Genomic DNA, 16,440 nt, shown 5'->3' with positions numbered 1-16,440 from the left:
CCTGACGGCGATGCAGATCCGGCTGACCGTCGTAGACCCGCTGGGCCCGCCCTCGGAGCCGCGGGGGCGCGCCGCCGCCTGCGATGTGCTGGTGACCGCGCCCGCCGGTACGGCGCTGGCCGCGGTGGCGTCCGGACTGGCCTCGGTGGTCGCCGGCGGCGACGGACCCGTGGTGCTGTACGCGGATTCCGAGCGGCTCGACGCCCAGCGCTGCACCCTGGGTGAGCCTCCCCTGACGGACGGCGCCGTGCTGTCCCTGGGCGCCCCCGCGGAGCCCGGCCCGGACGAGACGGACGTCACGGCCCAGCTCCAGGTGATCGCGGGCCCGGACGCGGGCGGTGTCCATCTGCTGCACGGCGGCCGGGTCCACATCGGCCGCTCCGCCGACGCGGACGTCCCGCTGGACGACCCGGACGTCTCCCGGCTGCACTGCGCGGTGACGGTGGAGCCCGACGGCCGCGTCGCGGTGGCCGACCTCGGCTCGACGAACGGCACGACGCTGGACGGCATCCGGGTGAGCGACCGCCCGGTCCGGTTCGCCCCGGGGGCACTGCTGCGAGTGGGTGAGTCCGCCCTGCGGCTGGCCCCGCCCGCGGGCGTGGAAGCCGTGCGGACGGCGCCCGACGGCGAGGGGCACGTACGCGTGACCGGCGAGGGCGGCCAGGACACCGCCCCTCCCGCCGCGCCAGGTGGACCCGCCGGCCCGGGATCCGGTCGTACGGCCGCTGCGGACGGCCCGGCCGCCCCCGGGACGTCACCTCGCGGAGTGCCGGCTCCGGGGGCCAGGACGGCGGCCGTGCCCCACGCGCGCGTGGGCGGCACCGCCGAGACCCCGGCCACGGGGGCCCCCACCGGGGCGAGCGCCGGCGGCCAGGGCTTTCCGCCCGTCTCCGGCGGAGACACGCATCACGGCTACGGATCGGCGGGCTGGGGCTCCGCCGGAGGCCTGCCCGGCGCGCAGGACCATGCCCCCGGCGCCCCGTCCGGGACACCGGCCGTCGTCCCGGAGCAGGGCCGCGCGCCCGGCATCGAGAGCAGGCGGACCGACGCCTCCGGGGCGGACCGCCCTGCCGCACCCGAGCACGGTGCGTCCCCGGCCCGGCCCGATGCCGTCCGTCGCGCACCAGTGGGTGAAGCTCCGGCACCCGACACCACGGCCGCGCCCGACGTCGCCACCGGCACGCCCACGCGCGGCACCGATGTGCCGCCGGGGGTGCGCAGGCGCGGCGGGTTCACGGCCTGGGCGCGCCGGCTGACCGGGGGCCGCGGCGAGTCGGAGGGGACCGGGCACGAGGCGTACGAGGAGCTGGAATCCGCCGCGGCGCGGTCCCCAGCCACGTCGGCGCAGCAGCCGGAGACCTGGCCGGACGCCGCGACGCTGCTCCTGACGGCGCTCGGGCCGGGCCCGCGGCTGTGGGAGCGCGGGCCGGGCCACCCGGAGGCGCTCACCGTGCGGCTCGGGACGGCCGACCGGCCGGCGCCCGACGGCTCGGGTCTGCTGCCCGCGGTGCCGGTGACGACGGGACTGCGGGAGGTCGGCGCGCTGGGCCTGGCCGGCCCCCGGGCCCGGCTGACGGGGCTGGCCCGCGCGGTCGTCGCGCAGCTGGCCGCCCTGCACTCCCCCGACACCCTGGAAATCGTCCTGATCAGTACGGACCGCGCGCGTTCGGTGGAGGAGCGCACGGCCGAGTGGTCCTGGCTCGGCTGGCTCCCCCATGTCCGCCCCACCCACGGCCAGGACTGCCGCCTCCTCCTCGCCTACGACCGCGACCAGGCCACGGCTCGCGCGGACGAACTCCTGCGCCGTCTGGAGGACCACCTCACGGAGACGGCACGCCCGGGGGAACCCGCCCGTCCCGCGTCCCCCGTCGGGGGCACCCGCGGCGGCGCCCATCGGCCCTCGTGGGCGCGGGACGACGGCCCGGCCGACGAGGACTCCCCGGGGCCGTACACCGTCCTCGTGGTGGACGGCGATCCCGGTGGTGCCGGGGTGCGCGACGCGGTGGTGCGGCTGGCCCGCGAGGGCGCGGCGGCCGGGATCCACGTGGTGAGCCTCGCCGAGACGGCGGCGGCCTCACCCGCCTCGCCGGTCACGGAGACCTACGAGGCGGCGTGCCAGGTCGCGCCCGGTTTCCGGGAGTGCGGGGCGGTCGCGCTGCTCAGCGGTGACGTGGCCACGGCTCTGCGGCTGCTGCGGGTGGCCCGGGACCCGTCCGAGACCGGCGGCCCGGCGGACACCTCCGGCGCGGTGCCGGCCCCGCGCAGCGGATCCCCGGCGGCCGGCACGGGCGCCGCTCCCCAGGGGACCGGAGTTCCCGGCGTCCCGGACGGCCGGGGCGAATCCCCGCAGCGGCCGGCCGGCGGTCCCGTGGGACATGGGACGGTCGCCGCGGTGGACGCGGTGTCGGCGGCGTGGGCCGAGCGGTTCGCGCGGGCACTGGCGCCGTTGCGCACGGACGGCACCGGGGACCGGCACACGCGCGTGTCCGCTCCGCTGCCCCAAGCGGCCCGGCTGCTGGACGAGTTGGGGCTCGCCCGGGCCACCCCCGCGTCGCTGATGGCGCGTTGGGCCGACGCGGCCGACGACGCGGAGACCCTGGGCGGTCGGGCCCGGGCGGTGCTCGGTGCGGGACCGCGCGGTCCGGTCTGCGTGGACCTCGCCGCGGAGGGCCCGCATCTGCTGGTCGAGGGCCCGTCGGGCAGCGGGCGTACGGAGCTGCTGCGGTCGCTCGCCGCCTCGCTGGCGGCGGCGGAGCGCCCCGACCGGCTCGGGATCGTCCTCGTAGACGGGCGGGACCACACCGGCGACAAGGGCGGCGGACCGGCCGACGGCCTCGGCGCCTGTACGGACCTTCCGCACGTCACGACGCATCTCACCGCCAACGACCCGGTACGGATGCGGGAGTTCGCCCAGTCGTTGAGCGCCGAGCTGAAGCGGCGGGCCGAGCTGCTCGGCCGGCTGGACTTCGCCGAGTGGCACACCACCCGTGAGGTGTCCGGCCGGATGATCGCCCCGCGCGCGGCGGCCGGCTCGTCCCCCACCGGGGATCTCGACGCTCCCACCAGCTCGACGCTCCGGCTGCGGCCGGCGGCGACCCGGGAGCGTACGGAGGCGGGGCCGCCGCTGGCCCGGCTCGTGGTGGTGGTCGACGACCTGGACGTGTTGCTGGCACCCGCGTTGGGGTCGCCGGGGCGGCCCTCCGCGGGATCGGTCGTACGGGCCTTGGAGGCCGTGGTCCGGGAAGGTGAGCGGCTCGGGGTGCACCTGGTGGCCGCGGCCACCGTGGGCGGACGTGCGGCGGAGACGGAGCTGGCTCGCTCGGCGGCGCTGCGGGTGACGTTGGACGCGGTGACGCCGGGGCCGGATGAACCGGCGCCGGGGCGGGGGCGGTTGACCGACTCCGGGGGCCGAGTCACGCCCTTCCAGGGCGGGCGGGTCACGGGGCGGATTCCCCGTACCGCCACGCAGCGGCCCACCGTCGTGGCTCTGGAGTGGCAGCGCATGGGGGATCCGCCGACCCGTCGGCCCGTCCGCGAACTCGGCAACGGCCCGACCGACCTGGCCCTCCTCGCCAGCGCCCTCGACCGAGCGTCCCGCTCGGTCTCCGCCACGCAAATCCCTTCCCTGCTGTAACTCCGGCCCCCGAGGGGGCACACGAACCCGGCACCTACGGGGTGCCGCCGGCTGGGCACACTCCCCCACCTCCAGGGGCACCCACCGCTGGCGCCGGCGTGGGGCGAGTCTTCGACCCCCGCGTCGCGGGGTGTCGCCCGGGTGGGCCCGGTCCCGTACCTGCATGGGCACCCGGCGTGGGTGCTGGCGCGGGGGTGGGTCGGCGAGCCCGGCGCCGCGGGGTTGCCGCTGCGCCCACCCGTGCCGCCCCTAGCGGCACGCATGCCCGCAGCTAGAGCGGCTCCGCCGCCACCGCATGCCCGCAGCCCGCAGCCCGCAGCCCGCAGCCCGCAGCGAAGACAGTTGCCGCTGCCCGCAGCGCAAGACAGCGACGGCGGGCCGCCCCAGCCCGCAACCCCCACGCACCCGCGGTCGCGAGCCGGCCGAAGGGGCCGTGCCGGTACATCAAATGCCCGTCGCCATGCGCGAGAACACCCAACCGAGCGCCCCCAGAAGACAACACAGCCGGTAGGGCGACGGGCGGATGTACCGGCACGGACCCGACCCACCCCCCGGCGCCAGGCGAACCACCCACACACCGCCGGACGGCGACCGACGCCCACGGCCGGCACACCGTGACCGACACCCACCGGCACAAAGCGACCCCCGCTCAAGGCGCCCCCGCCAGACCCACGCCAGCACCCGCACGTCACGACGCGGTCACGATCGCTCACTTGACAGCGCAGGCGCTCTTGCCGCCCCCAAGCACCCGGGCGTAGACCAGACCGCACGGGACACCGCTCGGGACACCGCTCGGACGTTCGACGAGGAACGAAGAACGGGGCACAGATGCGCACTCGCAGCACCGGCAGCACTCACAGCGCCGCCAGAACTCGCACCGGCCGCACCCTCCGTACACACCGCACCCTCCGTGCACACCGCACCCTCCGTGCACACCGCACTCTCCGTACAGGCAAGTCGACAGGACCCGCACGAGCGGTGGCCGCGGCGCTCACCGCCGGCACCCTCGCCCTCGCCCTCACCGCATGCGGCGGCGACGGCGACAAGAACACCAACGGCGGCAAGGCCAAGGAGAGCGGCGGCACCTCCGTCACGCTCCCGAAGCTGAACGGCGAGAGCCTGGAGGTCGCCGCCGTCTGGACCGGCCCCGAGCAGGCGAACTTCAAGAAAGTGCTCTCCGAGTTCGAGAAGCGCACCGGCGCCAAGGTCACCTTCGTACCCGCCCAGGACCCGATCATCAACTTCCTGGGATCGAAGATCGCGGGCGGCGAGCCGCCGGACATCGCGATGCTCCCGCAGGTCGGCGCCATCAAGCAGGCCGTCGAGAAGAAGTGGGCCAAGCCCGTCGGGGCGACGGCCCAGGAGCAGCTGCAGAAGAACTACTCCCAGGGCTGGCAGGACCTCGGCAAGGTCGACGGCAAGCAGTACGGCGTCTACTACAAGGCCGCCAACAAGTCTCTGATCTGGTACAACACGAAGGTCTTCGAGAACGCGGGCGCGAGCGAGCCCAAGACGTGGAAGGACCTCCTCAGCACCGCCCAGACGATCTACGACTCGGGTGTCACGCCCGTCTCCGTCGGTGGCGCGGACGGCTGGACCCTCACTGACTGGTTCGAGAACATCTACCTCTCCCAGGCGGGCCCGGACAAGTACGACCAGCTCGCCCAGCACAAGATCAAGTGGACGGACCCGTCCGTGAAGGACGCGCTGACCACGCTGGCGCAGCTGTGGGGCAAGAAGGACTACATCGCCGGCGGCGCGGACGGCGCGCTGCAGACGGAGTTCCCGGCGTCCGTGACGCAGACGTTCACCGGCGGCGACCAGCCGAAGGCGGGCATGGTCTTCGAGGGCGACTTCGCGCAGGTCAACATCACCGAGACGAAGGCCAAGGTGGGCACGGACGCGAAGGTGTTCCCGTTCCCGGCGGTCGGCGACCAGGCACCGGTCGTCAGCGGCGGCGACGCGGCCGTCATCCTGAAGGACTCGAAGGCGGCGCAGGCACTGGCGACCTTCCTCGCTTCGCCCGACGCGGCGACCATCCAGGCCAAGCTGGGCGGTTACCTCTCCCCGAACAAGAACGTCGACTCGGCCGCGTACCCGAACGCGGTGCAGCGCAAGATGGCGCAGGCACTGATCTCCGCGGGTGACGACTTCCGCTTCGACATGTCGGACCAGGCGCCGCAGGCCTTCGGCGGGACACCGGGGAAGGGCGAGTGGAAGGCGCTCCAGGACTTCCTGAAGAACCCGAAGGACGTCGCGGGTACGCAGGCGCAACTGGAGTCGGACGCCGCCAAGGCGTACAAGGACTGATCCGGCGATGACGTCGGCAACGGCGGGAGGAGTCACCCCGACTCCTCCCGCGGGGCGCACTCGCAAGAGCGTGACCGGCACCCGCAGGACCGTGGCAGTGCTGTTTCTGCTGCCCGCCCTGGTGCTGCTCGGCGCGCTCGTGGTCTACCCGATCGGGTACTCGCTGATCCGCAGCTTCTTCAACCAGACCGGTGACGGTTTCGCCGGAGTCGACAACTACAAGGCCCTGTTCACGGACGACGGCATCCGCACCGCGCTGAAGAACAACGTGATCTGGGTGGTGTTCGCGCCGACGATCTCGACGGCGCTGGGTCTGGTCTTCGCGGTGCTCACCGAACGGATCCGCTGGGGCACCGCGTTCAAGCTGGTCATCTTCATGCCGATGGCGATCTCGATGCTCGCGGCGGGCATCATCTTCCGGCTGGTGTACGACCAGGACCCGGAGAAGGGGGTCGCCAACGCGGTCTGGGTGGGGGTGCACGACACTTTCGCCGAGTCGTCCGCGTTCCCGAAGGCCCACCCGGGGCGGGAGTCGCCGCTGCGGGCCGACAACGGCGGTTTCATCACCAGGCAGCCGGTGCGCGCGGGCGATCCCGTCACGCTGCCCCTCGTCGGTGTCGCCCCCGACCAGCTGCCGGACAGCGCGAAGAAGGCCGTGGCGGCCACGTCCGAGCCGGGCAAGGTCACCGGCACGGCCTGGCAGGACTTCACCCGCGGCAAGGGCGTCGGCAAGCTCAACGGAGTCGACGGCTCGGAGGTCGGCTACGCGGGCATGAAGGTCGAGGCCGTCAAGGACGGCAAGGTCGTGGACTCCACGACGGTCCGCGACGACGGCACGTTCACCCTGTCCGACCAGGCGGACGGCGCCCTGCTCAGGCTGCCGGCGGGCAACTTCCGCGAGCCGTACAACGGCGTGAACTGGCTCGGCCCGTCCCTGGTCACCCCAGCCGTGATCGGCTCGTACGTCTGGATGTGGGCGGGCTTCGCGATGGTGCTCATCGCGGCGGGACTGGCGAGCGTGCCGCGTGAACTCATGGAGGCGGCACGGGTGGACGGCGCCAGTGAGTGGCAGGTGTTCCGCAGGGTCACGGTGCCGCTGCTGGCACCCGTCCTCGCGGTCGTCGCCGTCACGCTGATGATCAACGTGCTGAAGGTCTTCGACCTGGTCTTCATCATCCCGCCGGGCTCGTCCCAGGACGACGCGAACGTGCTGGCCCTGGAGCTGTACCGCAAGGGCTTCGCGGAGGACCAGCCGGGCGTCGCGAGCGCGATCGCCGTGTTCCTGCTGCTCCTGGTCATCCCGGTGATGCTGTTCAACGTGCGTCGACTGCGGCGGGAGGTACGGCGATGAGGAAACGCCCGTCTTTCTGCCGGGGGTCCGGGGGCCGTCCCCCGGGAAGGCACAGCAACGTGCGTCGGCTGCGGCGGGAGGTACGGCGATGACGACAGACGCCGGGCGTCTTACGAAGGCGGCGCCCCTCACGGTGGTGAGGCCGAAGCAGTCGCTCGGTTCCCGCCTGGCGGGCAGGGTCGGCGGCGGCATTCTGCGCCTCTTCCTCGTCCTGGTCGGCCTGTTCTGGCTGGTGCCGACCATCGGTCTGCTGCTGTCGTCGCTGCGCAAGCCCGAGGACATGAGCGCGAACGGCTGGTGGAACGTCCTCAGTGAGCCCTCGCAGCTGACGGTGGACAGCTACCAGAAGCTCCTCGAGAACAGCGACATCACCGGCTCGCTGGTGAACACGGTGCTGATCACGGTGCCGGCGACGGTCCTGGTGGTGGTGATCGGCTCGCTCGCGGGCTACGCCTTCGCCTGGATGGAGTTCCCCGGCCGCGACTGGTGGTTCCTGGGTGTGGTCAGCCTGCTGGTCGTCCCCGTGCAGGTGGCCCTGATCCCGATCGCCGAGCTCTTCGGCAAGCTCGGCCTGTTCGGGACGATCTTCGGGGTGATCCTCTTCCACGTGGGCTTCGGCCTGCCCTTCGCGGTGTTCCTGCTGCGGAACTTCTTCGCGGAGATCCCGCGGGAGCTGCTGGAGGCGGCCCGGCTGGACGGCGCGGGTGAACTGCGCCTGTTCGTACGGGTCGTGATGCCGCTCGGCGGCCCGGCGATCGCCTCGCTGGGGATCTTCCAGTTCCTCTGGGTGTGGAACGACATGCTGGTCGCGCTGGTGTTCTCCAACTCGGGCAGCCAGCCGATCACGGTCGCGCTGCAGACCCAGGTACGCCAGTTCGGCAACAACATCGACGTACTGGCGCCCGGCGCCTTCATCTCGATGGTGATCCCGATGGCCGTGTTCTTCGCGTTCCAGCGGCAGTTCGTGTCGGGTGTGATGGCGGGCGCGGTGAAGTAGCGCGTGCGCAAGGGCACTTGAGGGGCGGGCCGGCACCGGTCCGCCCCTCCGTGTCGCCACGGGGCCGAGAGGCCTCGTTCACCCGGCGTCCCCCGGATGCCGCATCTGGCGTAACCAGGTCACCCCTTCGGCCGTTCCCGGGCAGTATGCCCGCGCCGACCCATGGATGTCCCTTGCCCAGGTTCAGTGTCATCGTCCCCGCGTACAAGGTTCAGGCGTACCTGCACGAGTGCCTCGAATCCGTGCTGGAGCAGTCCTGCCCGGATCTCGAACTGATCGCGGTCGACGACTGCTCACCCGACGCCTGCGGTGCGATCATCGACGAGTTCGCGGCCCGCGACACCCGCGTCCGCGCGGTGCACCTGCCCGCGAACGTGGGCCTGGGACCTGCCCGCAACGCCGGTCTGGAGTGCGCGAGCGGCGACTACCTGATCTTCCTGGACGGCGACGACAGCCTCACCCCGGACGCGCTGCGGTCGATCGCCGACCGGCTGAAGGAGACCTCCGAACCGGACGTCCTCGTCTACGACTACGCCCGTACGTACTGGTCGGGCGAGGCCGTCCGCAACCAGCAGGCGGCCCGGCTGACCGAACAGGGCCCGGCGCCCTTCCGCCTGGTGGACCGCCCCGGCCTGCTCAAGGTGCTGATGGTCGTCTGGAACAAGGCGTACCGCAGGGAGTTCGTCGAACGCGCCGGCTTCACCTTCCCGCCCGGCTACTACGAGGACACGCCCTGGACCTATCCGGCGCTGATGTCCGCCGGGACGATCGCCACCCTCGACCGGGTCTGCGTCCACTACCGCCAGCGGCGCCGGGGCAGCATCCTCGGCACCACCAGCCGTAAGCACTTCGACGTCTTCGAGCAGTACGACCGGGTCTTCGGGTATCTCGACGCGCACCCGGAGCTGGCGCGGTGGCGGCCGGTCCTGTTCCGCCGCATGGTCGACCACCTGGCCACGGTGTTCACCCGGGGCGGCCGGCTGCCGCGCGGTTCGCGCCCCGAGTTCCTGCGCAAGGCCCGGTCCCACTACGCCCGTTACCGCACCCCGGGTGCCCCGGTCCGCGCCGGCCTGCGGTTCCGGCACGCGCTCGTCCGGCTCGGCAGTCACCGCACGTACCGTCTGCTCTCGCTGGCGTCCCGGCTGCGCCGGCGGGGCGCGCGGCTCGTGACCGCCGTACGGAACCGGACGCGGGGCGCGGCGCTCCGGCTGCACTACCGCTTCCAGCTCCGGCTGCCGCTCGCCGACCGTGCCGTCTTCGCCAGTCACCGGGGCGGCGGTTACGGCTGCAACCCGGGCGCCCTGGAGTCCGCGTTCCGCACCCTGGCCCCGCATCTGCGCACCTCCTGGGTCGCGCATCCCGAGCACCACCACACCGTCCCGGCGGCGACCCGGCGCGTCCGGCCCGGGTCGGCCGCGTACTGGACCGCGCTGGCCCGCTCCCGCTATCTGGTCGGCAACTCCGACTTCGAGCACCGCCTGGTCAAGCGGCGCGGCCAGACGCTGATCCAGACCCAGCACGGCACTCCGCTCAAGCGCATGGGCCTCGATCTCCAGGACCGCCCGGCGGCCGCCCGCGGCACGGACTTCGCCCGGCTGCTGCGCTCGGTCGACGCCTGGGACTACTGCCTGTCCGCCAACCGCCACTCCACCCTCGTCTGGGAGCGCGTCTTCCCCTCCGGCTACACGACCCTGGAGTACGGCCAGCCGCGCAACGACGTGTTCCAGCAGGCGACTTCGGCGGACGTGGCCCGGCTGCGCGAGTCCCTCGGCATCCCCGAGCACGCGGTCGCCGTCCTGTACGCGCCGACGTACCGCGACTACCGGCACAGCCAGCGCCACCCCCTCGACCTGGAGCGCGTCCTGCGCCAACTCGGCCCGCAGTTTGTGCTGTTGACCCGCGCCCACCCCTCGTACGGCGCCCCGCTCGCGCAGGCCTCGGGCGGCCGGCTGATCGACGTGTCCGGTCATCCGAGCATCGAGTCCCTCTGTCTGGCCTCGGACGCGCTGGTCACCGACTACTCGTCCCTGATGTTCGACTACGCCAACCTCGACCGGCCGATCGTGATCCACGCCGACGACTGGGAGGCGTACGAGGCGGCCCGCGGCACCTACTTCGACCTGCGCTCCTTCCCGCCGGGCGCGATCGCGCGCAGCGAGGACGAGCTGATCGACATCTTCGCGACCGGCCACTGGCGCGGCTCGCGTTCGGCGCAGCTGCGCGCCGCGTTCCGCGAGCGCTTCTGCCCGTACGACGACGGACGCGCCGCCGAGCGCGTCGTCCGCCATGTCGTCCTGGGCGAGAGCGCCGGGCTGCCGCCGGTGACGCCGCTCGCGGAGCGCCACCCGGTGCCCTCGGCCGCGGCCGGCCGGCCCGCGCCACCCCTGGCGTCCGTGCCGCCGCCCGGCGCGGCGGTCCCGGTGCCGGCCCCCGACAGCCTCTGAACCGGAGGACCCATGCCCGCCGGCTCGTCGCGGCCCACGCCCACCCGGCCCGTCACCTGGAGGCCGGCCGGGCGCCCCGGGCGCTGAACCGCCGGCCCGACGTCTCCCGAGAGAAAGAGCAGAATGCCCCGCTTCAGCATCGTCGTCCCCACCCATGCGGTCGCCGGACGCCTGTCCCAGGCGCTGGATTCGGTCCTCGGCCAGTCCTTCGGCGACTTCGAGCTGATCCCCGTCTGCGACGGGCCGGACTCACCTGCGGGTGCCGTCGCCGCCGGGTACGCCGAGCGGGACAGCCGGGTCCGCCCGGTCCAGTCCCCGCCGTCCGCCGGTCTCGGCGAGGCGCGCAACACGGGGGCGGGGGCGGCCACCGGCGCGTATCTGCTCTTCCTGGACGGCGACGACGTGCTGGCCCCCGGCGCGCTGGGGGCCCTGGACGCCCGGCTCCAGGAGCTCGGGGAGGACGTCGACGTCCTGTACTTCGAGCACGAGCGGGTCCACTGGTGGGACGTGGAGACGAGCACACCCCCGTTGCCCGGGACGCCCGGCGGCGTCTTCACCCCCGAGCAGGCGCCCCGGCTCACCGGTGTCGCGCTGCCCGCGTGGAGCGCGGCCTACCGCCGTTCCTTCCTCACCGAGCACCGGCTCGCCTTCCCCTCGCGGCATTTCACGGACGTCGGCTGGGGCGGCCTGGTCACCCTCGCCGCCCGGCGGGTGGCCACGCTGCGGACGGTTGTCGTACGGCATCTGGTGCGCCGGCAGGGCAGCCGGCTCAACGCGCCGGGTGAGCACCAGCTCGATCTCCTCGACCAAGTGGAGCTGGTGCTCACCCGGGCTGTTGAACAGGGGCTGCCCGCCGAGCGGGCCAGGCCGCTGTTCGGCCAGCTGTTCACCGTGGTGCTGAAGACGGCGGCGCATCCCGAGCGGCTGCCCGCGCGGCGGCGCCGGGCCTTCTTCCGCCGGGCCGGCGCGCTCTACCGCCGGTACCGGCCGGCCGGTTTCCGGCCCCCGCCGGGCAGTCTCGGTGTGCAGCACCGGCTGCTGGCGGCCGGCGCGTACAGCGCCTTCCGGGCGCTGCGCGGCGCCAACCGGGCCGCGGCGACGGCTGCCGTGCGGGTGCCCCGGCCGCGAATGCTGCGCACCCGCGCGCTGTACGCGGCGAACCTGCGGCGCGCGCTGGACGAGAACCTCGCCGTGTACTGCGCCTACTGGGGGCGCGGCTACGCCTGCAACCCGGCCGCGATCCACGCCAAGGCCGGTGAACTCGCCCCGCACATCCGCTCGGTGTTCCTGGTCGAGCCGGAGGCGGTGCCCGAGCTGCCGCCGGGCCTGGACTACGCGGTGCTGGGCAGCCACCGCTCCTGGGAGGTGCTGGCCCGCGCCAAGTACCTGATCAACAACGCCAATTTCGCGGACGCGGTCGTCAAGCGCCCCGGGAGCGTGCATGTGCAGACGCAGCACGGCACCCCGCTGAAGAAGATGGGGGTCGACCAGTCGACGTATCCGGTGGTGGCCGCGGCGACGGGCAGCTTCGCCAAGCTGCTGACCCGTGTGGACCGCTGGGACTACAACCTCTCGGCCAACCGGCACTCCACCCAGATGTGGGAGCGGGCCTTCCCGGGCACGTACGAGGCCCTCGAATACGGCTATCCGCGCAATGACGTCTACTACACGGCGACCGCCGAGGACGTGGCCCGCGTCCGGCGCTCCCTCGGCGTCCCCGACGGCGCGAAGGCCCTGCTGTACGCGCCGACGCACCGGGACTACAGCACCGGCTTCGACGCGCGGCTCGACCTGGAGGCGTTCTGCGAGGCCGCCGGCGAGGACTTCGTCGTCCTGCTGCGGGCGCATTACTTCTACGACGCGGGCCGGCCGGCGAGCGGCGGCAGCGGCCGGATCATCGACGTGACCGGGCACCGCTCCTCCGAGGACGTCTGCCTGGCCGCCGACGCGCTGATCACCGACTACTCGTCGATCATGTTCGACTATGCCAACCTCGACCGCCCGGTCGTCGTGTACGCCGACGACTGGGACGTCTACCAGGAGACGCGCGGCAGCTACTTCGACCTGATGGAGGCCCCGCCGGGCCCGGTGGCCCGCACCCCCGGCGAACTGGCCCGGGTCTTCCGCGACGGCTCCTACGCGGGCCCGGAGTCGGCGGCGCTGCGGGCCCGGTTCCGGGAGCGGTTCTGTCAGTTCGACGACGGGCGGGCCGCCGAACGGGTCGTCCGCAGAGTGCTGCTGGGCGAGCCGCCCGAGGCGATTCCCCCGGTGGTGCCCCTGGCCGAGCGCGTTCCGGCCCCCGCCGCCTCCACCCTCGTCGTAAGGAGCTGACGTGCCCCGCTTCAGCGTCATCGTCCCCGTCTTCAAGGTGCAGGGTTTTCTGCGCGAGTGCCTCGACTCGGTCCTGGAGCAGTCGTATCCGGACCTCGAAGTGATCGCCGTCGACGACTGCTCGCCGGACGGCTGCGGGGCGATCCTCGACGAGTACGCGGCCCGAGACCCGCGGGTGCGGGTGCTGCACCTCCCGCAGAACGTGGGGCTCGGCCGCGCCCGCAACGCCGGGATGCCGCATGCGACCGGGGACTTCCTCCTCTTCCTCGACAGCGACGACACGCTCACACCCGGCGCCCTGCGCGCGATGGCCGACCGGCTCGACGAGACCGCCGACCCGGACGTGCTGGTCTTCGACTACGCGCGCACCTACTGGTGGGGCGGCACCCGCAGGAACGTCCTCGCGCATGTGCTGGCCGAGGCGGGCGACGGCACCTTCACGGCCGCTGAACACCCGGAAATCCTCGAGCTGTTGATGGTGGTGTGGAACAAGGCCTACCGCCGTGACTTCGTCGAGCGGCACGGCTTCGCGTTCCCGCCCGGCTACTACGAGGACACGCCCTGGACGTTCCCGGTGCTGCTGAGCGCCGGGCGGATCGCCACCCTCGACCGGATCTGTCTCGCCTACCGCCAGCGCCGCCAGGGCAACATCCTGTCCACGACCAGCCGCAAGCACTTCGACGTCCACGAGCAGTACGAGCGGGTCTTCGCGTATCTCGACGCCCACCCGGAGCTGTCGGGCTGGCGCCCGTATCTCCACCGCAAGATGGGCGAGCACTGTCTGGACATCCTCGCCAAGCCGGACCGGCTGCCCGAGTCGGACAAGGGCGAGTTCTTCCGGCGTACGGCCGCCCTGTTCCGCACGCACGGCAGTGGTCCTGTGCCCGGGGAACTCCGGGTCCTGCAGGGCGGCTACGCCCGCTACCGGGTCCGGCAGGGGGCCGCCCGGATCGGCAGGGCGCTCGACGAGCACGGGCTGCGGGTGCGCGCGGCGGCCGCCGAGCGGATCAGGGGCGGCTGGTCCGCCGTGCAGGAACACCGGCCGCTGGACCCGCATTTGGCGGTCTACTCGGCGTTCTCGCACCGCGGGGTGCTCGGCGATCCGGCGGCCGTCCACCGGGCGGCCCGCGAACTCGCCCCGCACATCCGCGCGGTGTGGGTGGTGCGCGAGGACCAGGTGCCACTGCTGCCGCCGGGCATCGAGCACGTCACACCCGACTCGCTGCGCTACCGGCAGATCACCGCCCGGGCCACGTACTTCGTCAACAACGTCAACTGGCCCGGCACCCTGGTCAAGCGCCCCGGCAGCGTTCACATCCACACCCACCAGGGCACCCCGCTCAAGCACATGGCGGCCGACCTGCTCGACAAGCCCGGCGCCCGGCACGGTTTCGACGTGCCGCAGATGCTGCGCCGGGCCGACCGCTGGGACTACAGCCTGGTCGCCAACCGCCACTCGGAGCTGGTCTGGGACCGGGCCTACCCCTGCCATTTCACCTCGCTGCGCACCGGCAGCCCGCGCAATGACGTCCTCGTGCGGGCGACCCCCGACGCCGGTGCCGCCGTCCGCGCGCGTCTCGGCGTCCCGGACGGCCACACGGTGGTGCTGTACGCGCCGACGCGCCGCGACTACATCAGGGGCGGCCACGTCGACCGTATCGACCTGGCCCGGTTCGCCGACGACCTGGGCGAGGGCCACACCCTCGTCGTACGGCTGCATCCGTCGCTCGCGGACGGGCCCGCCCGCGGTCTCGGTCTCGCCGAGCTGCACCGGCGCGGGGTCCTGCTCGACGCGACGGACGAGCCGCACGTCGAGGAGCTGATGCTCGCCTCCGACGTGCTGGTCACCGACTACTCGGCCCTGATGTTCGACTACGCCAACCTCGACCGGCCGATCGTGATCCACGCCGACGACTGGGGTGCGTACGCGGCGAGCCGGGGTGCCTACTTCGACATCACGGCCGACGCGCCCGGTCATGTGGCGTCCTGCTACCGGGAGTTGGCGTGGCTGTTCGCGTCCGGGGCCTGGCGGGACGGGGAGTCGGCGCAGCTGCGGGCCGGATTCCGGGAGCGGTTCTGCGAGTTCGACGACGGACGGGCGGCGGAGCGGGTGGTCCGCACGCTGATGCTGGGCGAGCGGGACACCCCGGTCCCGGTCCGGGTGCCCGCGCCCGCGGGCCACGACGTCCGCGTGACGTCGTGAGGCCCCGCGAGGGGGCGGCCCCCGAAGGACGGTCCGCGCTCCGGCCGGCGTCCGGCGGCCGGTCCGCGCTCCGGGCGCGGTACGGCGAGTGGTCCGCGTTCCGTGCCCGGTACGGCGGGTGGGGCGCGCTCGGGGCGTGGTGGCACGGCCGGGGGGCGGGCGGCGGGTGGCCTGCGCTGCGGGCACGGCCCGGTACCTGGGTGGTCCTGCTCGCGGCCGTCTTCGCGGTGCTCCAGCTCGCCAACACCACCGGCCGGGACACCCCCGACACCAAGAACTACCTCTCGTACGCGCTGAGCCTGCGCGGTGACAGCAAGCAGACGGCGGCCGCGACGACCATCAACTACGTGTGCGCCGGCAAGGCGTCCATCGCGCGCCGCAACCAGAGCGTCGACGTGGTCCGCTTTCACGCCCCGAGCCCCACCCGGCGGGTCACCGAGCAGTGCCGGCGCGACCAGTGGTGGCAGGTGGACCGGCGGATGCGGGCCGGGCAGACATCCGGCCACACCGTGCCGTTCATGCCCGCCCGCTTCATGCGGATCTTCGAGGTGCGGCCCGGGTATCCGGCGCTGCTGGTGCCGTTCGTCACGGTGTTCGGCGTGAAGTGGGGCCTGTGGATGTCGGGCGTGGTCATCACGGTCGCCGGGGGTGTGCTCGCCTTCCTCGTCCTGCGCACCCTGCGCGCCCCCGCCGTGGTGGCCCTGACCGGGCAGGCCCTGTTCTACGTCCTGCCGTGCGGCGCGACCGCCATGCGCCCCATGACCGAGGGCCTGCTGATGACGCTGACGCTGGCCGCGCTCTGGGGCTGCGCGCTGGCACTGGAGGACGGCGAGCGGGCCGGGGCCGGCGCCGGTCCCGCGCTGGTCGGCGGCTCCCTGTTCCTGCTCTTCACGGTGAAGCACTCGCAGGCGCTGTTCCTCGGGCTGTGCCTGGCGGGGGCGTGCGCGCTGATCGCGGTACGGCGCCGGGCACCGGCTCTGCCGACGGAGGCCACGGGTCCCTGGCGGACGCTCGGACCCGTCGCCCGGCTGATCAGGTGTTCCTGGGAGGGGCTCGACCGCCCCTTGCGGGCGGTCGCGGCGGTGGCCGCCGGGGCAGCCGTGGCCACCGTCCTGCTGGCGAAGGCGCTGCACTACCCCTCTGAGTCCGAGAGCCTGCAGGATCTGCTCA

The 16,440-nt window shown here is 73.4% G+C and carries 8 protein-coding genes; all 8 read left to right on the top strand.

Annotated features, from left to right (window positions below; translation table 11 throughout):
- Positions 1 to 10: 10 nt before the first annotated feature.
- Positions 11 to 3,634 carry an FHA domain-containing protein gene (locus ACFVYF_RS25795; RefSeq protein WP_389459029.1) on the top strand — a complete coding sequence of 1,208 codons (3,624 nt, stop codon included), beginning with the start codon at positions 11 to 13 and terminating at the stop codon, positions 3,632 to 3,634.
- Between the two features lie 828 nt (positions 3,635 to 4,462).
- The gene (locus ACFVYF_RS25790; RefSeq protein WP_389459027.1) at positions 4,463 to 5,944 is read left to right on the top strand and encodes an ABC transporter substrate-binding protein; all 1,482 of its coding nucleotides are present in this window, start codon (positions 4,463 to 4,465) and stop codon (positions 5,942 to 5,944) included.
- 7 nt (positions 5,945 to 5,951) lie between these two features.
- Positions 5,952 to 7,295 (top strand): carbohydrate ABC transporter permease, encoded by a 1,344-nt coding sequence (locus tag ACFVYF_RS25785; RefSeq protein WP_389459025.1) that lies wholly within the window; start codon positions 5,952 to 5,954, stop codon positions 7,293 to 7,295.
- Positions 7,296 to 7,383: 88 nt separating this feature from the next.
- Positions 7,384 to 8,292 (top strand): carbohydrate ABC transporter permease, encoded by a 909-nt coding sequence (locus ACFVYF_RS25780; RefSeq protein WP_389459022.1) that lies wholly within the window; start codon positions 7,384 to 7,386, stop codon positions 8,290 to 8,292.
- A gap of 173 nt (positions 8,293 to 8,465) precedes the next feature.
- On the top strand, positions 8,466 to 10,736 hold the full coding sequence (locus tag ACFVYF_RS25775; RefSeq protein WP_389459021.1) for a CDP-glycerol glycerophosphotransferase family protein: 2,271 nt from the start codon (positions 8,466 to 8,468) through the stop codon (positions 10,734 to 10,736).
- 123 nt (positions 10,737 to 10,859) lie between these two features.
- Positions 10,860 to 13,067 (top strand): CDP-glycerol glycerophosphotransferase family protein, encoded by a 2,208-nt coding sequence (locus tag ACFVYF_RS25770; RefSeq protein WP_389459019.1) that lies wholly within the window; start codon positions 10,860 to 10,862, stop codon positions 13,065 to 13,067.
- 1 nt (position 13,068) lies between these two features.
- Complete coding sequence (locus ACFVYF_RS25765) at positions 13,069 to 15,270, top strand: CDP-glycerol glycerophosphotransferase family protein (RefSeq protein WP_389459017.1); 2,202 nt, start codon at positions 13,069 to 13,071, stop codon at positions 15,268 to 15,270.
- Positions 15,271 to 15,470: 200 nt separating this feature from the next.
- Positions 15,471 to 16,440, top strand: a 970-nt coding sequence (locus ACFVYF_RS25760) for a hypothetical protein (RefSeq protein ID WP_389459015.1), incomplete at its 3' end; no start/stop codon positions are given.

Origin of the sequence: Streptomyces sp. NPDC058274, assembly GCF_042881375.1 — a bacterium.
GTDB lineage: Bacteria > Actinomycetota > Actinomycetes > Streptomycetales > Streptomycetaceae > Streptomyces.
This window is presented reverse-complemented; position numbering and strand designations above follow the sequence as displayed.

What these genes read in the sequence shown, in the direction of transcription:
- ACFVYF_RS25790 (WP_389459027.1), top strand. Translation starts at nt 4,463, where the DNA reads ATGCGCACTCGCAGCACCGGCAGCACTCACAGCGCCGCCAGAACTCGC.
- ACFVYF_RS25795 (WP_389459029.1), top strand. Translation starts at nt 11, where the DNA reads ATGCAGATCCGGCTGACCGTCGTAGACCCGCTGGGCCCGCCCTCGGAG.
- ACFVYF_RS25780 (WP_389459022.1), top strand. Translation starts at nt 7,384, where the DNA reads ATGACGACAGACGCCGGGCGTCTTACGAAGGCGGCGCCCCTCACGGTG.
- ACFVYF_RS25785 (WP_389459025.1), top strand. Translation starts at nt 5,952, where the DNA reads ATGACGTCGGCAACGGCGGGAGGAGTCACCCCGACTCCTCCCGCGGGG.
- ACFVYF_RS25770 (WP_389459019.1), top strand. Translation starts at nt 10,860, where the DNA reads ATGCCCCGCTTCAGCATCGTCGTCCCCACCCATGCGGTCGCCGGACGC.